The sequence below is a fragment of the Inquilinus limosus MP06 genome, assembly GCF_000767795.1.
Taxonomy (GTDB): domain Bacteria; phylum Pseudomonadota; class Alphaproteobacteria; order DSM-16000; family Inquilinaceae; genus Inquilinus; species Inquilinus limosus_E.
In genome coordinates, this window is the sequence record NZ_JANX01000049.1 from 1 (window position 1) to 19,241 (window position 19,241).

Consider the following 19,241-nt stretch of genomic DNA (forward strand, 5'->3'; position numbering starts at 1 on the left):
GGCATCAGCGCCGGCAGGCCGATGCGGTTGCCTTCGATCAGCACCGCGGCCATCTGCACCGGCGAGATCCGGGCGGCGGTGCTGAGGCCCGACGCCCCGGGGATCGACAGCCCGCTCCAGTCGATCTGCGGCAGCTTCTGCGCCCACCAGGCGGCCAGGGCGCGGCCGGCCTCGCCCTGGGTGATGCTGGCGCGGCCCAGCAGCTGGCGGGCCGCCATCATGCCGATCATCTCGGCCGACAGGTTGTTGCTGTATTTCAGCACGCGGGTGACGATCGCCGGCAGCGGCTCGCTGTCGTGCCGGGCGATGATGGTTCCTTCCGTCGTGCGCGGCCCGATCGCCGGGGCCGGCAGGACGATCCCGGCGTCGCGGGCGAAGGATCGGAAGATCTCCGCGGCGGTGGCCGAGGGGTAGCGGATCGGCAGCAGGTCGGAGCCCTTGTCCGGCAGGCGCGACGACAGGACCCAGCCTTCCCGCCCGTCGACCGGACGGTAGGGCGTGGCCGCACCCTCGCTGATGTCGACCCAGGGCAGCGTGATGTTGCGCCCGTCCGCCACCGCGTCGGCCCGGGCGTCGAGGCGCCCCTGCCGCGTCTGCCAGCTCACCCGCAGGGCGTTGAAGTTGACCGCAAGGCCGGTGAGCCCCGGATTGTAGGAAGCCGCCAGGGGCTGCAGCCGGTCGAGGAACGGCAGGGCCTGCAGCACCGTGTCGTCGACGATGAACCGCCCGTTCACCCGGGTGATCCCGGCCTGCCGGACCTGGCTGACCAGGTCGGCCAGGTCATTGATGTCGAGGGTGGGGTCGCCGCCGCCGATCAGCGCCAGGTCGCCGTTCAGCACGCCGCCGGCGATGGTGCCGCTGGCGGTCACGGCGGTGGTGAAGCGGTGGTCGGCGCCCAGGATCTCGATCGACGCCAGCATGCTGGCGACCTTCATGGTCGAGGCCGGGATCATCGGCCGCGCCGCCTGGGCGCTGTCGATCAGCTGGCCGCTCTGGGCATCGAACACGATGTAGGCCACGTTCCCGGCCGGCAGGCCGGTGCGGGTCCCCGCGGCGCCGGCCTGGGCCAGGGCCGCCTGGCCCGGCAGGGCGGCCGCCAGCACCAGCAGCAGGAACAGGCGGAACAGTCTCGTCAGGGGCACGGGCCGGCATCCTCCGCATCGCATCGCGCCCTCCTATAGCCCCGGGCGGAGTGAGTCGGAAGCGGTCGCGATGCCCGAAACGGGCACGGCCCCCGCGAGGGGGGCCGTCCGCCGTTCCGGGATGCCGCCGGTCGGGCCGGGCTCGCCTAGTAGGCGCCGCCGCCGGGCAGGAACACCTTCGGCGTCTTGAACAGGATCACGATGTCCCGCCAGAGGGTCCAGGTCCGCACATACTCGACATTGAGCCGGATCTTGGTCTCGTAGCTGGTGTCGTTGCGGCCGGAGATCTGCCAGATCCCGGTCATGCCGGGCCGCGTGCTGTGGTAGTAGCGGATCGCCGCGCCCCAGCGCTCCTGCTCCTCCTCATACATCGGCCGCGGGCCGACCAGGCTCATCTCACCCTTCAGCACGTTGAACAGCTGCGGCAGCTCGTCGAGGCTGGTCTTGCGCAGGAAGCGGCCGATCGCGGTCACCCGCGGGTCCTTCTTCAGCTTGAAGCCGGATTCCCACTCGCGCCGCATCTCAGGGTTTTTCTGAAGAAGATCCGCCAACAGCTTGTTCGCATTGGGAACCATGGTCCGAAACTTGTGGCAGTAGAAGATCCTGCCGTCACGCCCCACGCGGCGGTCGCTGTAGAAAATGCCCCGGCCGGAGCGCCGGATCATGGCAGCGCATACCAGGAACAGCGGCGCAAACAGAATCAAAAAAAAGATCGATAATGCGATATCCATCGACCGCTTGGCCGCCATCCCCACGCGAGCCGTCCGGATCGGCGTCTCTGCGGAGAGATCAACAGCGGCAGCGTCGACAAAGCTGTCGGACTGCATATTCCGATACCCCCAGAAAACTGTAACAAAGGAGAAAGACTTGTCCTGCCGCCGCAACCAGCAGAACACTCCACATTTGAATTTCGTCTGACTCCCCGCCCCCTAGTCGCTAGGGTTCTGGCACATTACTGTTGCCTGAACGTGGCAATTTTTAGCGTGGTCTGACGACCATTGAATGTGCCTTTCATGTATATCGGAAGAGGCCCGTCGAAACAATCCATTTATTGCTCTCTGCCGAGGCCATGAGCGCGCCAAGATCAACGGCGGAGACAGAAAAGTTAAACCGATACAGAAGATATAGCACTTAATTCACTGTTTCTATTCCTCTTTTCCGCGAAGAAGGCGGGCCACCAGCTCGCTCTCCCCGACCTTGCCCACCAGCCGGCCGTCATCGTCGAGCACCAGGATCGGCTGGCGCGTCGCCTCATGCGCGGCGATGAAACGGCGCATCGAGGCATGCACCGGCATGGTCGCGATCTGGCCGGGCACGACGCCATTGATGATGCCGTCGGCGATCTCCAGCGCCCGGTCGTCCTGGGTCACCGCCACCGGCCGGCCGAGATCATCAACCCGGCAGCGGCAGGTCCGGGCCTTGTCGACCAGGATCGAATCGCCCTCCCGCGGCAGCAGGTCCAGCGGCGTCATCAGCGCCTCGGCCCGCAGCACGTTGAGCGGGTTCACATGGGCGACGAAGTTGGCGACATAGTCGTCGGCCGGCCTGGTGACGATCTCCTCCGGCGTACCGACCTGGACGATGCGGCCGGATTCCATGATCACGATCCGGTTGCCGATCTTCAGCGCCTCGTCGAGGTCATGGCTGACGAAGATGATGGTCTTCTTCAGCCGGCGCTGCAGCTCCAGGAGCTCGTCCTGCAGATGGGTGCGGATCAGCGGGTCCAGCGCGCTGAACGGCTCGTCCATCAGCAGGATGTCGGCGTCGGTGGCGAAGGCGCGGGCCAGGCCGACGCGCTGCTGCATGCCGCCCGACAGCTCGCGCGGGTACTTCCCGGCCCATTTGTCGAGATGGACCAGGGCCAGCTTCTCGTCCACCACCCGGTCGCGCTCGGCCTTCGGCACGCCGCGCAACTCGAGCCCCAGGCCGACATTCTCGCGGATGGTGCGCCAGGGCATCAGCGCGAATTGCTGGAACACCATCGACACCCAGTCGGCCCGCAGGCGGCGCAGCGTGACCTCGTCGCAGCTGGCGACGTCGACCTCCTGCCCGTCGCAGCGCACCAGCATGCGGCCGCGGGTGACCTTGTTGAGGCCGTTGACGCAGCGCAGCAGCGACGACTTGCCGGAGCCGGACAGGCCCATCAGCACGCACAGCTCGCCATGCGGGACGGACAGCTCGGCGCCCGCCACCGCCAGGGTGTCGCCGGTCTCGGCCAGGATCTCGGCCCGGCTGCGGCCCTGGTCCAGCAGGCCCAGCGCCCGCTTTGGCGTCGGCCCGAAGATCACGTCGACGGCGTTGAAATGGACGGCAGGAAGGGTGTCGGACATCAATGCGCCCCTCCGACGGGCCGTTCGCTTTTCACCAGACGGTCGAGGATCACGGCCAGGATGACGATGCAGAGGCCGGCCTCGAAGCCCATGGGGACATTCACCGAGTTGAGGGCGCGCACCACCGGCTTGCCCAGGCCGTCGGCCCCGACCAGCGCGGCGATGACGACCATCGACAGCGATAGCATGATGCACTGGGTCAGCCCGGCCATGATCGTCGGCAGGGCGTGCGGCAGCTCGACCTTGAACAGCAGCTGCCGCTTGGTGGCGCCGAAGGCCTCGCCCGCCTCGAGCAGCGGGCTGGGCACGCCATGGATGCCGAGATAGGTCAGCCGGATCGGCGCGGCCACGGCGAAGACCACGGTCGAGATCAGGCCCGGCGCCACGCCGAGGCCGAACAGGATCAGGGTCGGGATCAGGTAGACGAAGGTCGGCAGCGTCTGCATCAGGTCGAGGATCGGCCGGATCACGGCATAGACCAGCGGCCGGTGGGCGCAGAGGATGCCGATCGGGATGCCGATCGCCAGAGACAGGATCGTGGCGCTGATCACCAGCGCCAGGGTCTGCATCGTCTCGGTCCAGTAGCCGAGATTGTGAATCAGGAACAAGCCGATCACGACCAGCGCCACCAGTTGCCAGCGGCGGTGCAGGACATAGGCGAGAATGGCGACGAGGGCGATGAAGACCCACCACGGTGGCCACAGGAAGACGTCGATCAGCCATTCGATCGCGGTGCCGAGGCCGATCGAGATGGCATCGAAGACGCCGCGGAAATTGTCGGTCAGAAAATCCGTGAACCCCCGAATCCATAATCCGAGCGGGATCTTCTGGGACAGCAGCGCGCTCAATTCGTCCATGCGGCGTCCTTTTGTTCTGGCCGTTTGGACGACGCGCCGCCGGGGCGGCGCGCCCGTCAGGTGGGCTTAGAGGCCGAGCGACGCCTTGACCGCGGCGAGACCGTCCTTGCCGTCGAAGGTGGTCACCCCGACGAGCCAGGGGGTCAGCACGTCCGGATTGGCCTTGAGGTATTCGGTCGCCGCCTTGCCGCTCTCCTCGCCGCCGGTGGTGATCGCTTCCATTACCGTGGCCTCCATGTCGAGGTTGAAGGTCAGGTTCTGCAGCAGCTTGCCGACATTCGGACATTCGTCGACATAGCCGGCCCGGACATTGGTGTAGACGGTGGCGCCGCCGAAGTTCGGTCCGAAATAGTCGTCGCCGCCGGTCAGGTACTGCATCGGGTATTGCTTGTTCATCGGATGCGGTGCCCAGCCGAGGAACACGATCCAGGTCTTCCGGCGGATGGCGCGGTCGACCTCGGACAGCATACCCTGCTCGCTCGACTCCACCAGCTGCCATCCCTTCAGGTCGAAGGCGCCCTTGTCGATCATGCTCTGGACCAGGCGGTTGCCGTCATTGCCCGGCTCGATGCCGTAGATCTTGTCGCCGAATTTGTCGGCATTCTTGGCCAGGTCGGCGAAGTCCTTGACCCCGGCCTGGTAGACATAGTCGGGCACCGCGAGGGTGTATTTCGCGCCTTCGAGATTCGGCCGGAGGCTCACGACCGACTTGTCGTCGAAATAGGGCTTGGCGTCGCCGGCCATCGACGGCATCCAGTTGCCGAGGAACACGTCGATGTTCTTGTTCTTCATCGAGACGTAGGTCACCGGCACCGACAGCAATTCGTCCGACGGCTCGTAGCCCAGCCCCTTGAGCACCGCCTTGGTCAGCGCCGTGGTGGCGGTGATGTCGGTCCAGCCGACATCCGAGAAGCGGACCTTCTGGCAGCTCGCCGGATCGGCGGCCTGCGCCGTCCCGGCCGCCAGCGCCAGGCCCAGCACCAGCCCGCTCAAACGCCTCGACATCATGATGCGACTCTCCTGTTTGCCCGCCTGCCTGACAATTTTCGTTCGTTGCGGGGCGGCAACCACCGTCGGACCAACGGCGGAGCGCCTCGGCGCGAGTCTAACGACGGGTTGCGCCCGACCGCTGGCCGATTTCCGGCATGGCGTGACGCAAACCGGACTCATCGCCCGGCCCGCCCCCGCTAGCATGCGCCGCGGCCCGGAGGAGCGGAAGGAATGACGACAGAATTCGACTATGTGATCGTCGGCGCCGGCTCGGCCGGCTGCGTCCTGGCCAACCGGCTGTCGGCCGATTCCGGCACCCGCGTGCTGGTGCTGGAGGCGGGGCCGGAGGACCGGACCTGGAAGATCCATATGCCGGCGGCGCTGACCTACAATCTCTGCGACGACAAGTACAACTGGTACTACGAGACCGAGCCGCAGGCGGCGATGGACAACCGCCGCATGTACTGGCCGCGCGGCCGGGTGCTCGGCGGCTCCTCCTCGCTCAACGCCATGGTCTATGTCCGCGGCCATGCCTACGACTACGACCGCTGGGCCGCGGAAGGCGCGGCCGGCTGGTCCTATGCCGAGGTGCTGCCCTATTTCCGCCGCGCCGAGACCCGGGCCAAGGGCGGCGACGATTATCGCGGCTCCGACGGGCCGCTGAAGGTGTCGACCGGCAGCCAGCCGAACCCGCTGTTCGACACCTTCATCCAGGCCGGGCAGCAGGCCGGCTATCCGTTCACCGCGGACATGAACGGCTACCAGCAGGAAGGCTTCGGCAAGATGGACATGACGATCCATCAGGGCGAGCGCTGGTCAGCCGCCAAGGCCTATCTCAAGCCGATCCGGTCGCGGCCGAACCTGACAGTCGAGACCGGGGCGCTGAGCACCCGGATCCTGTTCGAGGGCACCCGCGCCGTCGGCGTCGAATACGCCCAGGCGGGCCAGGTGCGCGTTGCCCGGGCGGCGCGCGAGGTGATCCTGTGCGGCGGCGCCATCAACTCGCCGCAGCTCCTGATGCTGTCCGGCGTCGGCCCGGCCGACCAGCTGCGCCGGCACGGCATCGCGGTGGTCCACGACCTGCCGGGCGTCGGCCGCAATCTCCAGGACCATCTGGAGATGTACATTCAGTACGAGTGCACCAAGCCGATCACCCTCTACAGCGTCGAGAACCCGCTGTACAAGGCGAGGGTCGGCGTCGAGTGGTTCCTGTTCCGCAGCGGCCTGACCACCTCGGCCCATCTCGAGGCCGGCGGCTTCATCCGCTCGCGGGCCGGCATCCGGCACCCGGACATCCAGTACCATTTCCTGCCGTCGGTGGTGAACGACCACGGCCGCCAGCCGGGCGACCGGCACGCCTTCCAGGCCCACGCCGGGACCATGCGCGCCACCTCCCGCGGCTGGGTCGAGCTGCGCTCGGCCGATCCGCGGGCCAAGCCGATCCTGCAGCCGAACTACCTGACCACCGAGGACGACCGCGCGGACATGCGGGCCTGCGTCAAGCTGACCCGCGAGATCTTCGCCCAGGCCGGCTTCGACCCCTATCGCGGTGCCGAGATCGCGCCCGGCGCCTCGGTGCGCACCGATGACGAGATCGACGCCTTCATCCGGGCCAAGGCCGACAGCGCCTACCACCCGTCCTGCACCTGCAAGATGGGGGTGGACGAGATGGCGGTGGTCGACCCCGAGACCCGGGTCCGCGGGCTGGAGGGGCTGCGCGTGGTCGACGCCTCGATCATGCCGTCGATCGTCAGCGGCAACCTGAACGCGCCGACCATCATGATCGGCGAGAAGGCCGCCGATATCATCCTGGGCAAAACCCCCTTGCCGCCCTCCAACGCCCCGGTCTACGAGGCGCCGAATTGGCGCACGGCGCAGCGCTGAAACAGGAGAACGCCATGACCATCGGGCTGCATATCGGCGGACACGCGGTCGAAGGCAACGGCACGCCGTTCGACACGATCAACCCGGCGACCGGGAAGGTCATCAGCCGGGTCGCCGCCGCCTCTCCCGCCGATGTCGACCGCGCCGTGGCCGCGGCCAAGGCCGCCTTCGACGGCTGGGCCGGCATGACCGGGACACAGCGCGGCCGCATCCTGCGCGAGGCGGTGCGCCTCTTGCGCGCCAACCGCGACCGGCTGGCGAAGATGGAGGTCGAGGACACCGGCAAGCCGATCGCCGAGGCGCTGGCCGTCGACATCGATTCCGGCGCCGACGCGATCGAGTATTTCGCCGGGCTGGCGCCGTCGCTGCACGGCACCCATCACGATTTCGGCCGCGCCTTCGCCTATACGCGGCGCGAGCCGCTGGGCGTGGTCGCCGGCATCGGCGCCTGGAACTACCCGATCCAGATCGCCTGCTGGAAGTCCGGCCCGGCGCTGGCCTGCGGCAACACCATGGTGTTCAAGCCGTCGGAGCTGACGCCGATGACCGCGGTGGCGCTGGCGGAGATCTTCGCCGAGGCCGGCCTGCCGGCCGGCGTGTTCAACGTGGTCCAGGGCAAGGGCGATGTCGGCCACGCCCTGGTCACCCACCCCGACGTCGCCAAGGTGTCGCTGACCGGATCGGTGCCGACCGGCCGCAAGGTCGCCGCGGCCGCCGCCGGGGCGATGAAGCACGTGACCATGGAGCTGGGCGGCAAGTCGCCGCTGATCATCTTCGCCGATGCCGATGTCGAGAACGCGGTGAAGGCGGCGATGATGGCCAACTTCTACACCCAGGGCGAGATCTGCTCGAACGGCACCCGGGTGTTCGTCGAGGCGTCGCTGCACAACCGATTCATGGACGCGCTGGTGGCCCGCACCCAGAAGATGCGGATCGGCGACCCGATGGACCCGCAGACCCAGGTCGGCGCCCTGATCTCGGCCGACCACCGGGCCAAGGTGCTGGGCTATGTCGAGGCCGGGGTGAAGGCCGGCGCCCGCCTCGTCTGCGGCGGCCGCGTCCCGGCCGACCCGGCGCTGGCCGGCGGCTATTTCGTCGAGCCGGCGATCTTCGACGCCTGCCATGACGACATGGCGATCGTGCGGGAGGAGATCTTCGGCCCGGTGATGACCGTGCTGACCTTCACCGACGAGGCTGAGGCGGTGCGCCGCGCCAACGCCACCGAATACGGGCTGGCCGCCGGCGTTTTCACCCGCGACCTGGCCCGCGGCCACCGCGTGGTGGCCCGGCTGCAGGCCGGCACCTGCTGGATCAACAACTACAACATCACCCCGGTGGAGATCCCCTTCGGCGGGTACAAGCAATCCGGCCTCGGCCGCGAGAACGGCCTCGCCGCGCTGGAGCACTACACCCAGCTGAAGAGCGTCTATGTCGAGACCGGGGACGTCGACAGCCCGTACTGAGCGCGGGCGCCGCTCTCCCCTTCCGAATACCGTCATTGCGAGCGCAGCGAAGCAATCCAGAGCCGTTTGGCGTGGCCTCTGGATGATTGCTTCGTCGGCTTCGCCTCCTCGCAATGACGACGAGGGATGATAGTGCTGGCCATTTCGTCGCCGACCTCCATTCTTGCCCCTCCAGGCTCTCCGGCGCATAGTCCGGCCGCCGTCACGGCGACGGCGGATTGTCCTGGTTCATGAGCAGCTTCCGGATTCGCGACGACGCCCCGCACTACACCCTGCTGACCAAGCTGCAGCTGATGAGCTGGGGCCTGGTGGTCCTGGTCTGCGCCATCGCCGCGGTCGGGGTGATGCTGCTCTACTCCGCCGGCGGCGGGTCGTGGGAGCCCTGGGCCAGCCGGCAGCTCAGCCGCTTCGGCAGCGGCTTCGTCGTCATGCTGGTGTTCGCGATGATCGACATCCGCATCTGGATGAAGATCGCCTATCCGGTCTACGCCATCGTCTTCGCCCTGCTGATCGTGGTGCAGGCGATGGGCCATGTGGGCATGGGCGCCGAGCGCTGGATCAATCTCGGCCCGCTGGTGATCCAGCCGTCCGAGCTGATGAAGATCGCGCTGGTCCTCGCCCTCGCCCGCTATTTCCACGGCTTCTCGCTGGTCGAGGTGCGCAACCCGCTGGTGCTGATCGTGCCGCTGCTGCTGATCCTGGCGCCGGTCGGGATGGTGCTGATGCAGCCCAATCTCGGCACCGCCCTGCTGCTGATCATGACCGGCGGCGCGGTGCTGTTCTCCACCGGCGTCCGGCTCTGGAAGTTCGCCGTGGCGATCGCGCTGGGGCTGTCGGCGATCCCGATCGGCTGGGAGTTCCTGCACGACTACCAGAAGAACCGCGTCTACACCTTCCTGGAGCCGGAGCGCGACCCGCTGGGCGCCGGCTACAACATCATGCAGTCGAAGATCGCGCTCGGCTCCGGCGCCCTCTTCGGCAAGGGCTTCACCGCCGGCACGCAGAGCCAGCTGATGTTCCTGCCGGAGAAGCACACCGACTTCATCTTCGTGGTGCTGGCCGAGGAGTTCGGCATGGTCGGGGCGCTGATCCTGCTGTTCCTCTACACCATGCTGTTCGTCTACGGGCTGATGATCGCGCTCTCCGCCCGCAGCCATTTCGGCCGCCTGGTCGGCGTCGGCCTGACCACGACCTTCTTCCTCTACGTCTTCGTCAATGTGGCGATGGTGACGGGGCTGATCCCGGTGGTGGGCATCCCTCTGCCCCTGGTGTCCTATGGCGGCACCGCCATGCTGACCCTGCTGATGGGCTGCGGCATCCTGCTCAGCGTCTGGATCCACCGCGAGGTCCGGATCCCCCGCAGCGGCATCACGGATTACTGAGGCTCCGAGGCCGCACGGTTCGACCGGGACCGAAGCGTTCACCGGGAGCCCCGTCCGACCCGCGGCTGTTTCCCTTGGAGAAGGGAGCAGCCGACATGCCATCCGCCGACACGATCGACACGGCCCGCCCGCGGACGCGGCCCGGCCTCGTCCTGTTCGCCATGTGCCTCGCCGTGCTGGTGGCGCAGATCGACACCTCCGTGGTCAATCTCGGCGCCCATGCCATCGGCGACGCCCTCGGCCTGGGCGTCAGCGCCCTGCAATGGGTGCTGGACGTCTACAACCTGGTCTATGCCACGCTGCTGCTGACCGGCGGGCTGCTGGGCGACCTGGTCGGCCGGAGGCGGATCTTCGCCGTCGGCGTGGCGCTGTTCGCCCTCGGCTCCCTCGCCTGCGGCCTGGCGCCGGACGGCACGGTGCTGATCGCGGCCCGGGCGATCACCGGGCTGGGCGCGGCGCTGCTGCTGCCGGCCTCGCTGTCGATCCTGGCCGCGACCTATCCCGACGCGCGGGAGCGCGCCCACGCCATCGGCATCTGGGCCAGCTGCAACGGCCTGGCCTTCGCCATCGGGCCGACCCTCGGCGGCGTCCTGGTCACAACCGCAGGCTGGCGCAGCCTGTTCTTCGTGGTGGTGCCGGTGGCCGCCCTCGCCTTCCTGCTGGCCGTCCGGTCGGTCCCTGAGACCGCTGATCCGGAGGGGCGGCGCCTCGACCTGCCCGGCCAGGGGCTGGCAATGCTGGCGCTGGGCGCCCTGACCCTGGCTGCGATCGAGGGCAATCGCTGGGGCTGGGGCTCCGCGGCAACCCTGGCCGGCTTCGCCATCGGCCTCGTAGCGATCGCCCTGTTCCTGGCGGTCGAGGCCCGCACCGAGGGTGCGCTGGTGCCGCTGGAGCTGTTCCGCAGCCCGGCTCTGTCCGGTTCGCTGATCGTGGCGCTGGCGATGACCTTCGGCATGTACGCCATGCTGTTCCTGATCCCGGTCTATCTGCAGGCCGTGCGCGGCGCCACGCCGATCCAGGCGGGGCTGGAGCTGCTGCCGATGTCGGTGGTGTTCTTCCTCGTCTCGCAGCTGTCCGGCCGGCTGGCGGCCCGGCTGGGGCCGCGCACACTGATGACCGCCGGCATGGCGCTGATCGGCGCCGGGCTGCTGCTGCTCGCCTGGATCTCCGTCGGCACCGGCCTGCTGTACATCGAGGCGGCGCTGCTGGTCACCGGCATCGGGCTCGGCCTCAACACCGGCCCGGTGATGGCGGTGACCGTGTCGAGCGTCCCGCAGAAGCGGTCGGGCACAGCGGCCGGCCTGGTGAACACCGCCCGGATGGTCGGCGCCACCCTGGGCGTCGCGATCCTCGGCGCCGTCTTCGCCGCCTATGGCGGCGACGTCACCGCATCGCCGGACCGGCTGATCGGCGGCCTCGGGCCGGCGCTCCTGGTCGGGGGTTTGGGGGAATGCCTCGGTGCGGTCGCGGCGCTGCTGCTGATCCGCCGCGATGCGCTGGAACGAAAGGCCGGCTGAGCCTCAGGCGTCGCCGCGCAGGGCCGCCTGCAGGCGCTTCAGCTCGGCCAGCAGCACGGTCAGCTCGTCACGCAACTCGGCCGAGATGCCCTGGGCGCGACCGTCGCGCCCGGCACCGGCCAGAAGCGAGAGCTGGGCTTCCTCCCGCGGCTTAGCGGCGGGCTTGGCCCGGGTAACCGGGACAGGCCGGGCCGGGCCGGACGGGACCGCGGCTTCGTCGGAGGAGGCTGCCGCCGGCGCCTCGGTCTCGGCCGACTTGCCTTCCTTCAGCAGGCGCTGCACGCCCTTGATGGTGTAGCCCTCCTCATAGAGGAGGCGCTGGATCCGGCGCAGCAGCTGGACGTCCTCGGGGCGATAGTACCGACGCCCGCCGCCGCGCTTGAGCGGGCGGACCTGGGAGAACTTGGTCTCCCAGAACCGCAGCACATGCTGCGGCACGGCGAGATCGTCGGACACTTCGCTGATCGTGCGATAGGCCGTCGCCGATTTGCGCAGCGGCGCGGGCTTCGCCTCCGATCCTCCGATTCCGGCCATGGCTTACTCGTCGTCGTCCGGGGGCGGATTGGTGCCGTTGATGCGCCCCTTCAGCACATGCGAGGCGCGGAACACCAGCACGCGGCGCGGCAGGATCGGCACTTCCTGCCCCGTCTTCGGGTTGCGGCCGATTCGCTGGCCCTTCTGGCGCACGCCGAAGGTGCCGAAGGACGAGATCTTCACCGTCTCGCCGCGCTCCAGCGCCTCGGAGATTTCTTCAAGTACCGTCTCAACAAGATCGGCAGACTCGTTCCGAGACAAGCCGATTTCCTGATAGAGCGATTCACTGAGCTGGGCTCGTGTCACCGTTTCCGCCATGCCGCCTCCCCCTGACGGACAATTGCGAAGAAGACCGTCGAAGGACGGTACCCTCCACAAAATAATCCGTCAATTCCAAAGCGTTGAGCGGATTTCCTAACGAGCCCCGAAGGCGAGGCCCGCTAACTGCTTATCGGCAGACTACCAGCGGACCAGGGCGGCGCCCCAGGTCAGCCCGCCGCCCATGGCCTCGAGCAGCACGAGATCACCGGCCTTGACGCGACCGTCATTGACGGCCTCGGCCAGCGCCAGCGGGATCGAGGCGGCGGAGGTGTTGGCGTGCTTCTGCACCGTCAGCACCACCTTCTCCGGCGGCAGGTCGAGCTTGCGGGCGGTGGCGTCGATGATGCGCTTGTTGGCCTGGTGCGGCACCAGCCAGTCGATGTCGGACGGCGACAGGCCGTTGGCGGCCAGCGCCTCCTCCACCACCTCGGCCAGGTTGATGACCGCGTGCTTGAACACCTCGCGGCCCTCCATCCGGACATGGCCGACGGTGCCGGTCGAGGACGGGCCGCCATCGACGTAGAGCTTGTCCTCGTGCCGGCCGTCGGAATGCAGATGGGTCGACAGGATGCCGGGGTCGTCGGTGCTGCCCCCGCCTTCGACCGCGCGCAGCACCACGGCGCCGGCGCCGTCGCCGAACAGCACGCAGGTGCCGCGGTCGGTCCAATCCAGCAGGCGGGAGAAGGTCTCGGCGCCGATCACCAGCGCGGTGCGCGCCTGGCCCAGGCGGATCATGTTGTCGGCGATCGACAGGGCGTAGATGAAGCCGGAGCAGACGGCCTGGACGTCGAAGGCGGCGCCGCGGGTCATGCCCAGCGCGGCCTGGACCCGCACCGCGGTGGCCGGGAAGGTCTGGTCCGGCGTGGTGGTGGCCAGCACGATCAGGTCGAGGTCGCTGCCCTCGACCTTGGCCATGGCCAGTGCCTTGCGGGCGGCGGCGAGCGCCAGGTCGGAGGTCTTCTCGTCCGGCGCCGCGATATGGCGGACGCTGATGCCGGTGCGCTGGACGATCCACTCGTCCGAGGTGTCGACCTTCTGGGCCAGCTCGGCATTGGTGACGACCCGGTCAGGCAGGGCGGAACCGCATCCGATGATGCGCGCGCGGCGGACTGTCATTGCGGTTGTTCGATCCCGATCGGAGCAGTCGTTGGTCCTGTCGAAGCGCTGTCGTCGCCGTTCCGAGCGCCTTCGAAACGGCTGAACTCCTGCTTCACCTTATCATTGAAGCCGTGGATCACCAGATCGACGCCGACATCGATGGCATGGGCGAAGCCCTCGCCGTCGGTGCCGCCATGGCTCTTCACGCAGATGCCGTTGAGGCCGAGGAACAGCGCGCCGTTGTACTGGCGCGGGTCTGTCCGGTGCCGCAGCCGGCGGAAGGCGCCACGGGCCAGCAGGTAGCCGAGCGACGCGAGCCAGGAGGACCGGAAGGTGTGGCGCAGCCAGGTGGCGTACAGCTTGGCCGTGCCCTCGGCGGTCTTCAACGCGATGTTGCCGGAGAAGCCGTCGGTGACGACCACGTCGACCTTCCCGGCCGGGATGTCGTCGCCCTCGACGAAGCCTTCGAATCGGCCCGGGAATTCGATCTCGCGCAGCTTCGCGGCCGCGTCGCGTACCGGGTCCGGGCCCTTCAGCGCCTCCGACCCGACATTCAGCAGGCCGACGGTGGGGTCGACCAGGCCCAGCACCGCCCTGGCGAAGACCGAACCCATGATCGCGAACTGGACCAGGTTCTCGGCGTCGCATTCGATGTTGGCGCCGAGGTCGAGCATGACGCTCTCGCCGCGCAGCGTCGGAAAAAACGACGCGATCGCCGGCCGGTCGATGCCCGGCAGCGTCTTGAACACGATCTTCGCGGTGGCCATCAGCGCGCCGGTGTTGCCGGCGGAGACGACACATTGCGCCTCGCCCGCAGCCACGGCGTCGATCGCCAGACGCATGCTGGAGTTGCGCCCGCTGCGCAGCGCAGCGGAGGGCTTGTCCTCGTTGGTGATCACGTCGGCCGTGTGCCGAATCGTGGACACCGCGGCCAGCGCCGGCCGCTTCGCCAGAAGCGGCGCGATCCGCGCCTCGTCACCGACGATCAGAAAGTGCACATCCGGATGGTGCGTGCGGGCGATCTCAGCCCCTTCGAGCACCATCTCCGGCGCCCGATCGCCCCCCATGGCGTCGAGCGCAATCGTCACTGGGCCAGAGGCCGCCGGGTCGGACATTCCCTATGCGGGCGCAGTCGATCAGGCGGTCGCGGTCGTCTCGCTGACCACCTCACGGCCGTGATAGTGGCCGCAGGAGTCGCAGACATGGTGCGGACGAGCCAGCTCACCGCAATTCGCGCACTCGACATAGGTCGAGCCGGCCAGAGCGTGGTGCGAACGCCGCATGTCGCGCCGCGACTTCGACGTCTTCTTCTTCGGAACAGCCATTTGCTTGAACTCTCGATACGAAAAGGCGGCACCGGGGGGAGCCGCCTCAGACCGGCGTTACTTAATGGAAAAGGTCCGGCGGGGCAAGGAAAAGCGATCAGTCCTTCACGTCGCCGCCGTCATCATCCTTGGCGCCCTTGAGCACCGCGAAGGGCCGGCGCGTCTCCCCCTCGCCTTCCGGCGGCTCGGCCGCGGGCTCGGGCGCGTCGGGCGAGCGCGGATAGGGGTCGAGCGCCAGCGACAGGTGCTGCGCCGCCAGCTCGCCCAGGTCGATGCGGCCGTCGACCAGCGGCTCGACCTCCGCCGCCAGCGGGTCGACCTCGACCTCCGCCTCGTCCCGCCCTTCCCCGGCGGCGAAGACGGCCTCGATCTCGTCCTCGACCGTGGCGGGCACGGGGTCGAGCGTGACGACGCAGCGCTGCACCACCGCCGCGGTCAGCGCACCGGTCACGACCACCGTATCGCCGCGCCCCGGCGCCAGGGTGAAGCGGGCCTTGAACGCGTCCAGCGCCAGCAGGTCGAAGCGCCGAGCCAGCGCCGCGCGCTCGGCCTCGTCGGCCTCGATGGCGATGACCCGGCCGCCGCGCGGCAGGGTGTTGACGCCGACGGGGCGGCTGAATTCGGGGGTCGTCATCAGGCTGCCTCCACCATGTCCGGCGCCGGGCCGAACCGGACATCTCCCGCCAGGAACGCCGCCACCGGCTGTGCCGCCAGCCCGGCGACCTCGCGGCGCAGATAGGCGGCGACCGCCCTCACCTGCCCCGCCCCGGGCTCGACCGTGCCGTACAGGTTACGGCGCAGAGCCGCCTCCAGTTCCTCCGGATCGTCCGCGGCCAGGCCGTGGTCATAGGCGACGACACGGCCGTAGAAGCCGCGGCCCATGGCCTTCACCTTCTTGCCGATGCTGAAATCGGTCACGCCGATCTCTCGCAGGCTGAGGTCCATGTCGCTGACCATGTGGTCGAACAGGGCCTGGGCGAAGTCCGGCGCCGGCGGCGCCTCGCGCTTCAGCCGGTGCAGCACCAGGAAGGCATGCAGGGCCACGGCCTCGAACCGGCCGTCCAGCGTGTCGGGCACGCCGCAGGCGGTGTAGAAGGCCGGGCTGCGCGCCTGCTCCACCAGCTTGACGTACAACTCGGCGGCCTGGCGTTCGCGGCGGTGGCGGGTGAACAGCTTGGACAGCACGGGACCGATCGGATTTGCGCAAAGGACGGCGATATTGGTCGAACTCGAACTGGTGTGCTAGAGGGAAGCCTTCAATGGACAGCCCCGCGGGGCGTGGAGAGATGAGTCGATGACGGAAAGAGCAAGGGTCGTCCGGACCATCGCGGCCGGCCTGCTCGTGGCGGCGGCGCTGTCGGCCTGCACGCCGCGGGTGGCGACGCGCGGCAACCTCGTCGAGGATTACCGGCTCGAGCAGGTCCACACCGGGACCAGCACCAAGTCGGATGTGGCGACGATCCTGGGGACTCCGACCACGGTGTCCACCTTCGACGACAACACCTGGTACTACATCGGCCAGCGGGTCGAGACGGTGGCCTTCTACGCCCCGGAGGTGACCAAGCGCCGGGTCCTGCGCATGCAGTTCGACCCGACCACCAGCACACTGACCGACATCAAGGAGCTGAGCCTGGAGGATGGCGAGCAGGTGGCGCTGGTGTCGCGCCAGACGCCGACGCTGGGCCGCCGCATCGGCATTCTGGAGCAGTTCCTGGGCAATATCGGCCGCTTCAACGACAGCGCCGCCGGCACCACGACCGCCCGCGGCGCACCGGTCGGGTCGGGCGGCGTCGCCAGCTCGGTCGCCGGCGGCAACTACTAGCCCCGGCCTGCGGGCATGAGAAAACCCCGGCGCCGATGGCGCCGGGGTTTCTGCTGTCAGGACCCGTCCTTCAATGGGCGAGGATCGCCAGCAGCAGCAGCGCCACGATGTTGGTGATCTTGATCATCGGGTTGACCGCCGGGCCGGCGGTGTCCTTGTAGGGGTCGCCGACGGTGTCGCCGGTGACGGCCGCCTTGTGCGCGTCCGACCCCTTGCCGCCGTGGTTGCCTTCCTCGATGTACTTCTTGGCGTTGTCCCAGGCGCCGCCGCCCGAGGTCATCGAGATGGCGACGAACAGGCCGGTGACGATGACGCCGAGCAGCATCGCCCCCAGCGCCGAGAAGGCGGCGGAGCGGCCAGCGATCGCCTCGACCACGAAGTACAGCACCACCGGCGCCAGCACCGGCAGCAGCGACGGCACGATCATCTCGCGGATCGCCGCCCGGGTCAGCATGTCGACCGCGCGCTTGTAGTCCGGCCGGCTGGTGCCGGCCATGATGCCGGAGTTCTCGCGGAACTGGCGGCGCACCTCCTCCACCACCGATCCGGCGGCGCGGCCGACCGCGGTCATGCCCAGCGCGCCGAACAGGTAAGGCAGCAGGCCGCCGATCAGCAGGCCGACGACGACGAAGGGGTCGGTCAGCGAGAAGGCGATCGGCCCGATGCCCTGGAAATATGGGTACTGCGCGGCATTGGCCGAGAAGAAGTTGAGGTCCGAGGTGTAGGCCGAGAACAGCACCAGGGCGCCGAGGCCGGCAGAGCCGATGGCGTAGCCCTTGGTCACCGCCTTGGTGGTGTTGCCGACCGCGTCCAGCGCGTCGGTGGTGACCCGGACCTCCTTTGGCAGGTCGGACATCTCGGCGATGCCGCCGGCGTTGTCGGTGACCGGGCCGTAGGCGTCGAGCGCCACGACCATCCCGGCCAGGGCCAGCATGCTGGTGACCGCGATGGCGATGCCGAAGAGGCCGGCCAGCAGATAGGTGACGATGATGGCGACGCAGATGATCAAGGCCGGGATCGCCGTCGATTCCATCGAGATGGCGAGGCCCTGGATCACATTGGTGCCATGGCCGGTGGTCGAGGCCTGGGCGACCGAGCGCACCGGGCGGAAATTCGTGCCGGTGTAGTACTCGGTAGTCCAGATCAGGAGGCCGGTGACGACCAGCCCGGCGACGCCGCACAGGAACAACGACAGGCCGTTGAAGCTGCCGCCGCCGACGGCGTAGCTGCCGCCGAAGCCGATCACCACCGCGGTCACCAGGGCGATTCCGATCAGGGACAGCACGGCGGAGACCACGAAGCCGCGGTACAGCGCGCCCATGATGTTGTTCGAGGCGCCGAGCTTGACGAAGAAGGTGCCGACGATCGAGGCCAGGATGCACACCGCGCCGATGGCGAGCGGATACACCATCATCGCCGCCATCTCGGCAGCCCCGGCGAAGAAGATCGAGGCCAGGACCATGGTGGCGACGGTGGTGACGGCGTAGGTCTCGAACAGGTCGGCCGCCATGCCGGCGCAGTCGCCGACATTGTCGCCGACATTGTCGGCGATCACGGCGGGGTTGCGCGGGTCATCCTCGGGGATGCCGGCCTCGACCTTGCCGACCAGGTCGGCACCGACATCGGCGCCCTTGGTGAAGATGCCGCCGCCGAGGCGGGCGAAGATCGAGATCAGCGAGGCGCCGAAGCCGAGCGCCACCAGCGGGTCGATCAGGCCGCGGCCGCTGGCGCCGGAGGCGACCAGGATGGTGTAGTAGCCGGCGACCGCGATCAGGGCCAGGCCGGCCACCAGCATGCCGGTGACGGCGCCGGAGCGGAAGGCGATGGCGAGGCCGGCGGCCAGGCCCTGGCGGGAGGCTTCGGCGGTGCGGACATTGGCGCGCACCGAGATGTTCATGCCGATGTAGCCGGCGGCGCCGGACAGCACCGCGCCGATGATGAAGCCGATGCCGACGGAGATGCCGAGAAGCAGCGAGACGATGATGGCGATGACCACGCCGACCACGCCGATGGTGAGGTACTGCCGGTTCAGGTAGGCGCCGGCGCCTTCCTGGATCGCGGCGGCGATTGCCTGCATTCGGGCATCGCCCGGACTGGCCGACAACACGCTCCGTGAAGCCCACACGCCATAGGCTAACGCGCCGAGGCCGCAGGCCAGCACGAAGACAAGGACCGCTGACATCATTCTTGAGTCCCTCGCCCCTGTTGATGACGTACCGGCCCGGTTCAGGCCGGCTCCGCTTCTTTTGCGAGGAAACGATGCCAGAGCGGGAAGGTGAGGGCAATGAGCGCGAAATATTTTTGCTTTATGGCAAAAGTCAGACGGACTGAGGCTGCTCCCGGCGACCTGAGAGGATGATGCTGAGGGCACCCCGGTCGGCGCCAGAGCGGCCGGAATCATCGCCGGCCGGCCGCGGTGGCGATGCGATGGAAACGCGTCGATCGAGGCCGGGCAGCGCTCTCAGAAATGCCGCCAGCCGGTCAGCGACTCGACGGCCCGGCCCTGCGGGTCGAGCAGCCGCGCCCCCTGCCCCGCCGCGATCCGGCCGATCCGCGTCACCGGCGTGCCCGCCGTC

At 68.5% G+C, this 19,241-nt stretch carries 18 protein-coding genes; 5 read left to right on the forward strand and 13 right to left on the reverse strand.

All coding sequences use genetic code 11. From position 1 onward, the window contains the following. From dacB to P409_RS06500, 5 genes are all read right to left on the reverse strand, one after another. Positions 1-1,142: D-alanyl-D-alanine carboxypeptidase/D-alanyl-D-alanine endopeptidase (dacB, locus tag P409_RS06480; protein ID WP_034833225.1), on the reverse strand; the 1,142-nt coding region annotated here is incomplete at its 3' end. Between the two features lie 146 nt (positions 1,143-1,288). Beyond that, entirely contained in the window at positions 1,289-1,969 is a 681-nt protein-coding gene (locus P409_RS06485) for a sugar transferase (RefSeq protein ID WP_081991318.1), read from the reverse strand. A 318-nt stretch (positions 1,970-2,287) separates the two neighbouring features. Continuing rightward, positions 2,288-3,472 (reverse strand): choline ABC transporter ATP-binding protein, encoded by a 1,185-nt coding sequence (choV, locus tag P409_RS06490; RefSeq protein ID WP_034833228.1) that lies wholly within the window; start codon positions 3,470-3,472, stop codon positions 2,288-2,290. After that, entirely contained in the window at positions 3,472-4,329 is an 858-nt protein-coding gene (choW, locus tag P409_RS06495; protein ID WP_034833230.1) for a choline ABC transporter permease subunit, read from the reverse strand. Before choW ends, choV begins: the two co-directional genes overlap by 1 nt. 66 nt (positions 4,330-4,395) lie before the next feature. Then, positions 4,396-5,337: a choline ABC transporter substrate-binding protein gene (locus P409_RS06500; protein ID WP_202964578.1), complete on the reverse strand. Its 942-nt coding sequence runs from the start codon at positions 5,335-5,337 to the stop codon at positions 4,396-4,398. Between the two features lie 213 nt (positions 5,338-5,550). Here P409_RS06500 and betA point away from each other — a divergent pair, with 213 nt between their 5' ends. The 4 genes from betA to P409_RS06520 all read left to right on the forward strand — a co-directional run bounded on the left by betA (position 5,551) and on the right by P409_RS06520 (position 11,565). Beyond that, the gene (gene betA, locus P409_RS06505; RefSeq protein ID WP_034833233.1) at positions 5,551-7,203 is read left to right on the forward strand and encodes a choline dehydrogenase; all 1,653 of its coding nucleotides are present in this window, start codon (positions 5,551-5,553) and stop codon (positions 7,201-7,203) included. 14 nt (positions 7,204-7,217) lie between these two features. Next, positions 7,218-8,666, forward strand: coding sequence for a betaine-aldehyde dehydrogenase (betB, locus tag P409_RS06510; protein WP_034833235.1), 1,449 nt, complete (start codon positions 7,218-7,220; stop codon positions 8,664-8,666). Between the two features lie 230 nt (positions 8,667-8,896). Beyond that, a complete protein-coding gene (rodA, locus tag P409_RS06515) occupies positions 8,897-10,048 on the forward strand; it encodes a rod shape-determining protein RodA (protein ID WP_034833237.1) in 1,152 nt (383 codons plus the stop codon). Positions 10,049-10,143: 95 nt separating this feature from the next. Then, positions 10,144-11,565 (forward strand): MFS transporter, encoded by a 1,422-nt coding sequence (locus P409_RS06520; RefSeq protein WP_052120104.1) that lies wholly within the window; start codon positions 10,144-10,146, stop codon positions 11,563-11,565. 3 nt (positions 11,566-11,568) lie between these two features. Here P409_RS06520 and P409_RS06525 read toward each other — a convergent pair whose 3' ends face one another. The 7 genes from P409_RS06525 to P409_RS06555 form a co-directional block, all read right to left on the reverse strand. After that, a complete protein-coding gene (locus tag P409_RS06525) occupies positions 11,569-12,099 on the reverse strand; it encodes a MerR family transcriptional regulator (protein ID WP_052120105.1) in 531 nt (176 codons plus the stop codon). A gap of 3 nt (positions 12,100-12,102) precedes the next feature. After that, on the reverse strand, positions 12,103-12,417 hold the full coding sequence (locus P409_RS06530; protein ID WP_034833241.1) for an integration host factor subunit alpha: 315 nt from the start codon (positions 12,415-12,417) through the stop codon (positions 12,103-12,105). A 141-nt stretch (positions 12,418-12,558) separates the two neighbouring features. Beyond that, positions 12,559-13,536 (reverse strand): beta-ketoacyl-ACP synthase III, encoded by a 978-nt coding sequence (locus P409_RS06535; protein WP_034833244.1) that lies wholly within the window; start codon positions 13,534-13,536, stop codon positions 12,559-12,561. Then, complete coding sequence (plsX, locus tag P409_RS06540; protein ID WP_052120106.1) at positions 13,533-14,633, reverse strand: phosphate acyltransferase PlsX; 1,101 nt, start codon at positions 14,631-14,633, stop codon at positions 13,533-13,535. Before plsX ends, P409_RS06535 begins: the two co-directional genes overlap by 4 nt. Before the next feature lie 21 nt (positions 14,634-14,654). Beyond that, positions 14,655-14,843, reverse strand: a complete 189-nt coding sequence (gene rpmF, locus P409_RS06545; protein ID WP_034833247.1) for a 50S ribosomal protein L32 — start codon at positions 14,841-14,843, stop codon at positions 14,655-14,657. 97 nt (positions 14,844-14,940) lie between these two features. Continuing rightward, positions 14,941-15,477, reverse strand: a complete 537-nt coding sequence (locus tag P409_RS06550; RefSeq protein ID WP_034833251.1) for a YceD family protein — start codon at positions 15,475-15,477, stop codon at positions 14,941-14,943. Further along, positions 15,477-16,028 carry a ubiquinol-cytochrome C chaperone family protein gene (locus P409_RS06555; RefSeq protein WP_034833255.1) on the reverse strand — a complete coding sequence of 184 codons (552 nt, stop codon included), beginning with the start codon at positions 16,026-16,028 and terminating at the stop codon, positions 15,477-15,479. Before P409_RS06555 ends, P409_RS06550 begins: the two co-directional genes overlap by 1 nt. A 109-nt stretch (positions 16,029-16,137) precedes the next feature. Between P409_RS06555 and P409_RS06560 the strand changes: the two genes are divergently transcribed. Further along, the gene (locus P409_RS06560; RefSeq protein ID WP_081991319.1) at positions 16,138-16,665 is read left to right on the forward strand and encodes an outer membrane protein assembly factor BamE; all 528 of its coding nucleotides are present in this window, start codon (positions 16,138-16,140) and stop codon (positions 16,663-16,665) included. 70 nt (positions 16,666-16,735) lie between these two features. Here P409_RS06560 and P409_RS06565 read toward each other — a convergent pair whose 3' ends face one another. After that, complete coding sequence (locus P409_RS06565) at positions 16,736-18,847, reverse strand: sodium-translocating pyrophosphatase (protein WP_034833284.1); 2,112 nt, start codon at positions 18,845-18,847, stop codon at positions 16,736-16,738. Positions 18,848-19,241 lie beyond the last annotated feature (394 nt).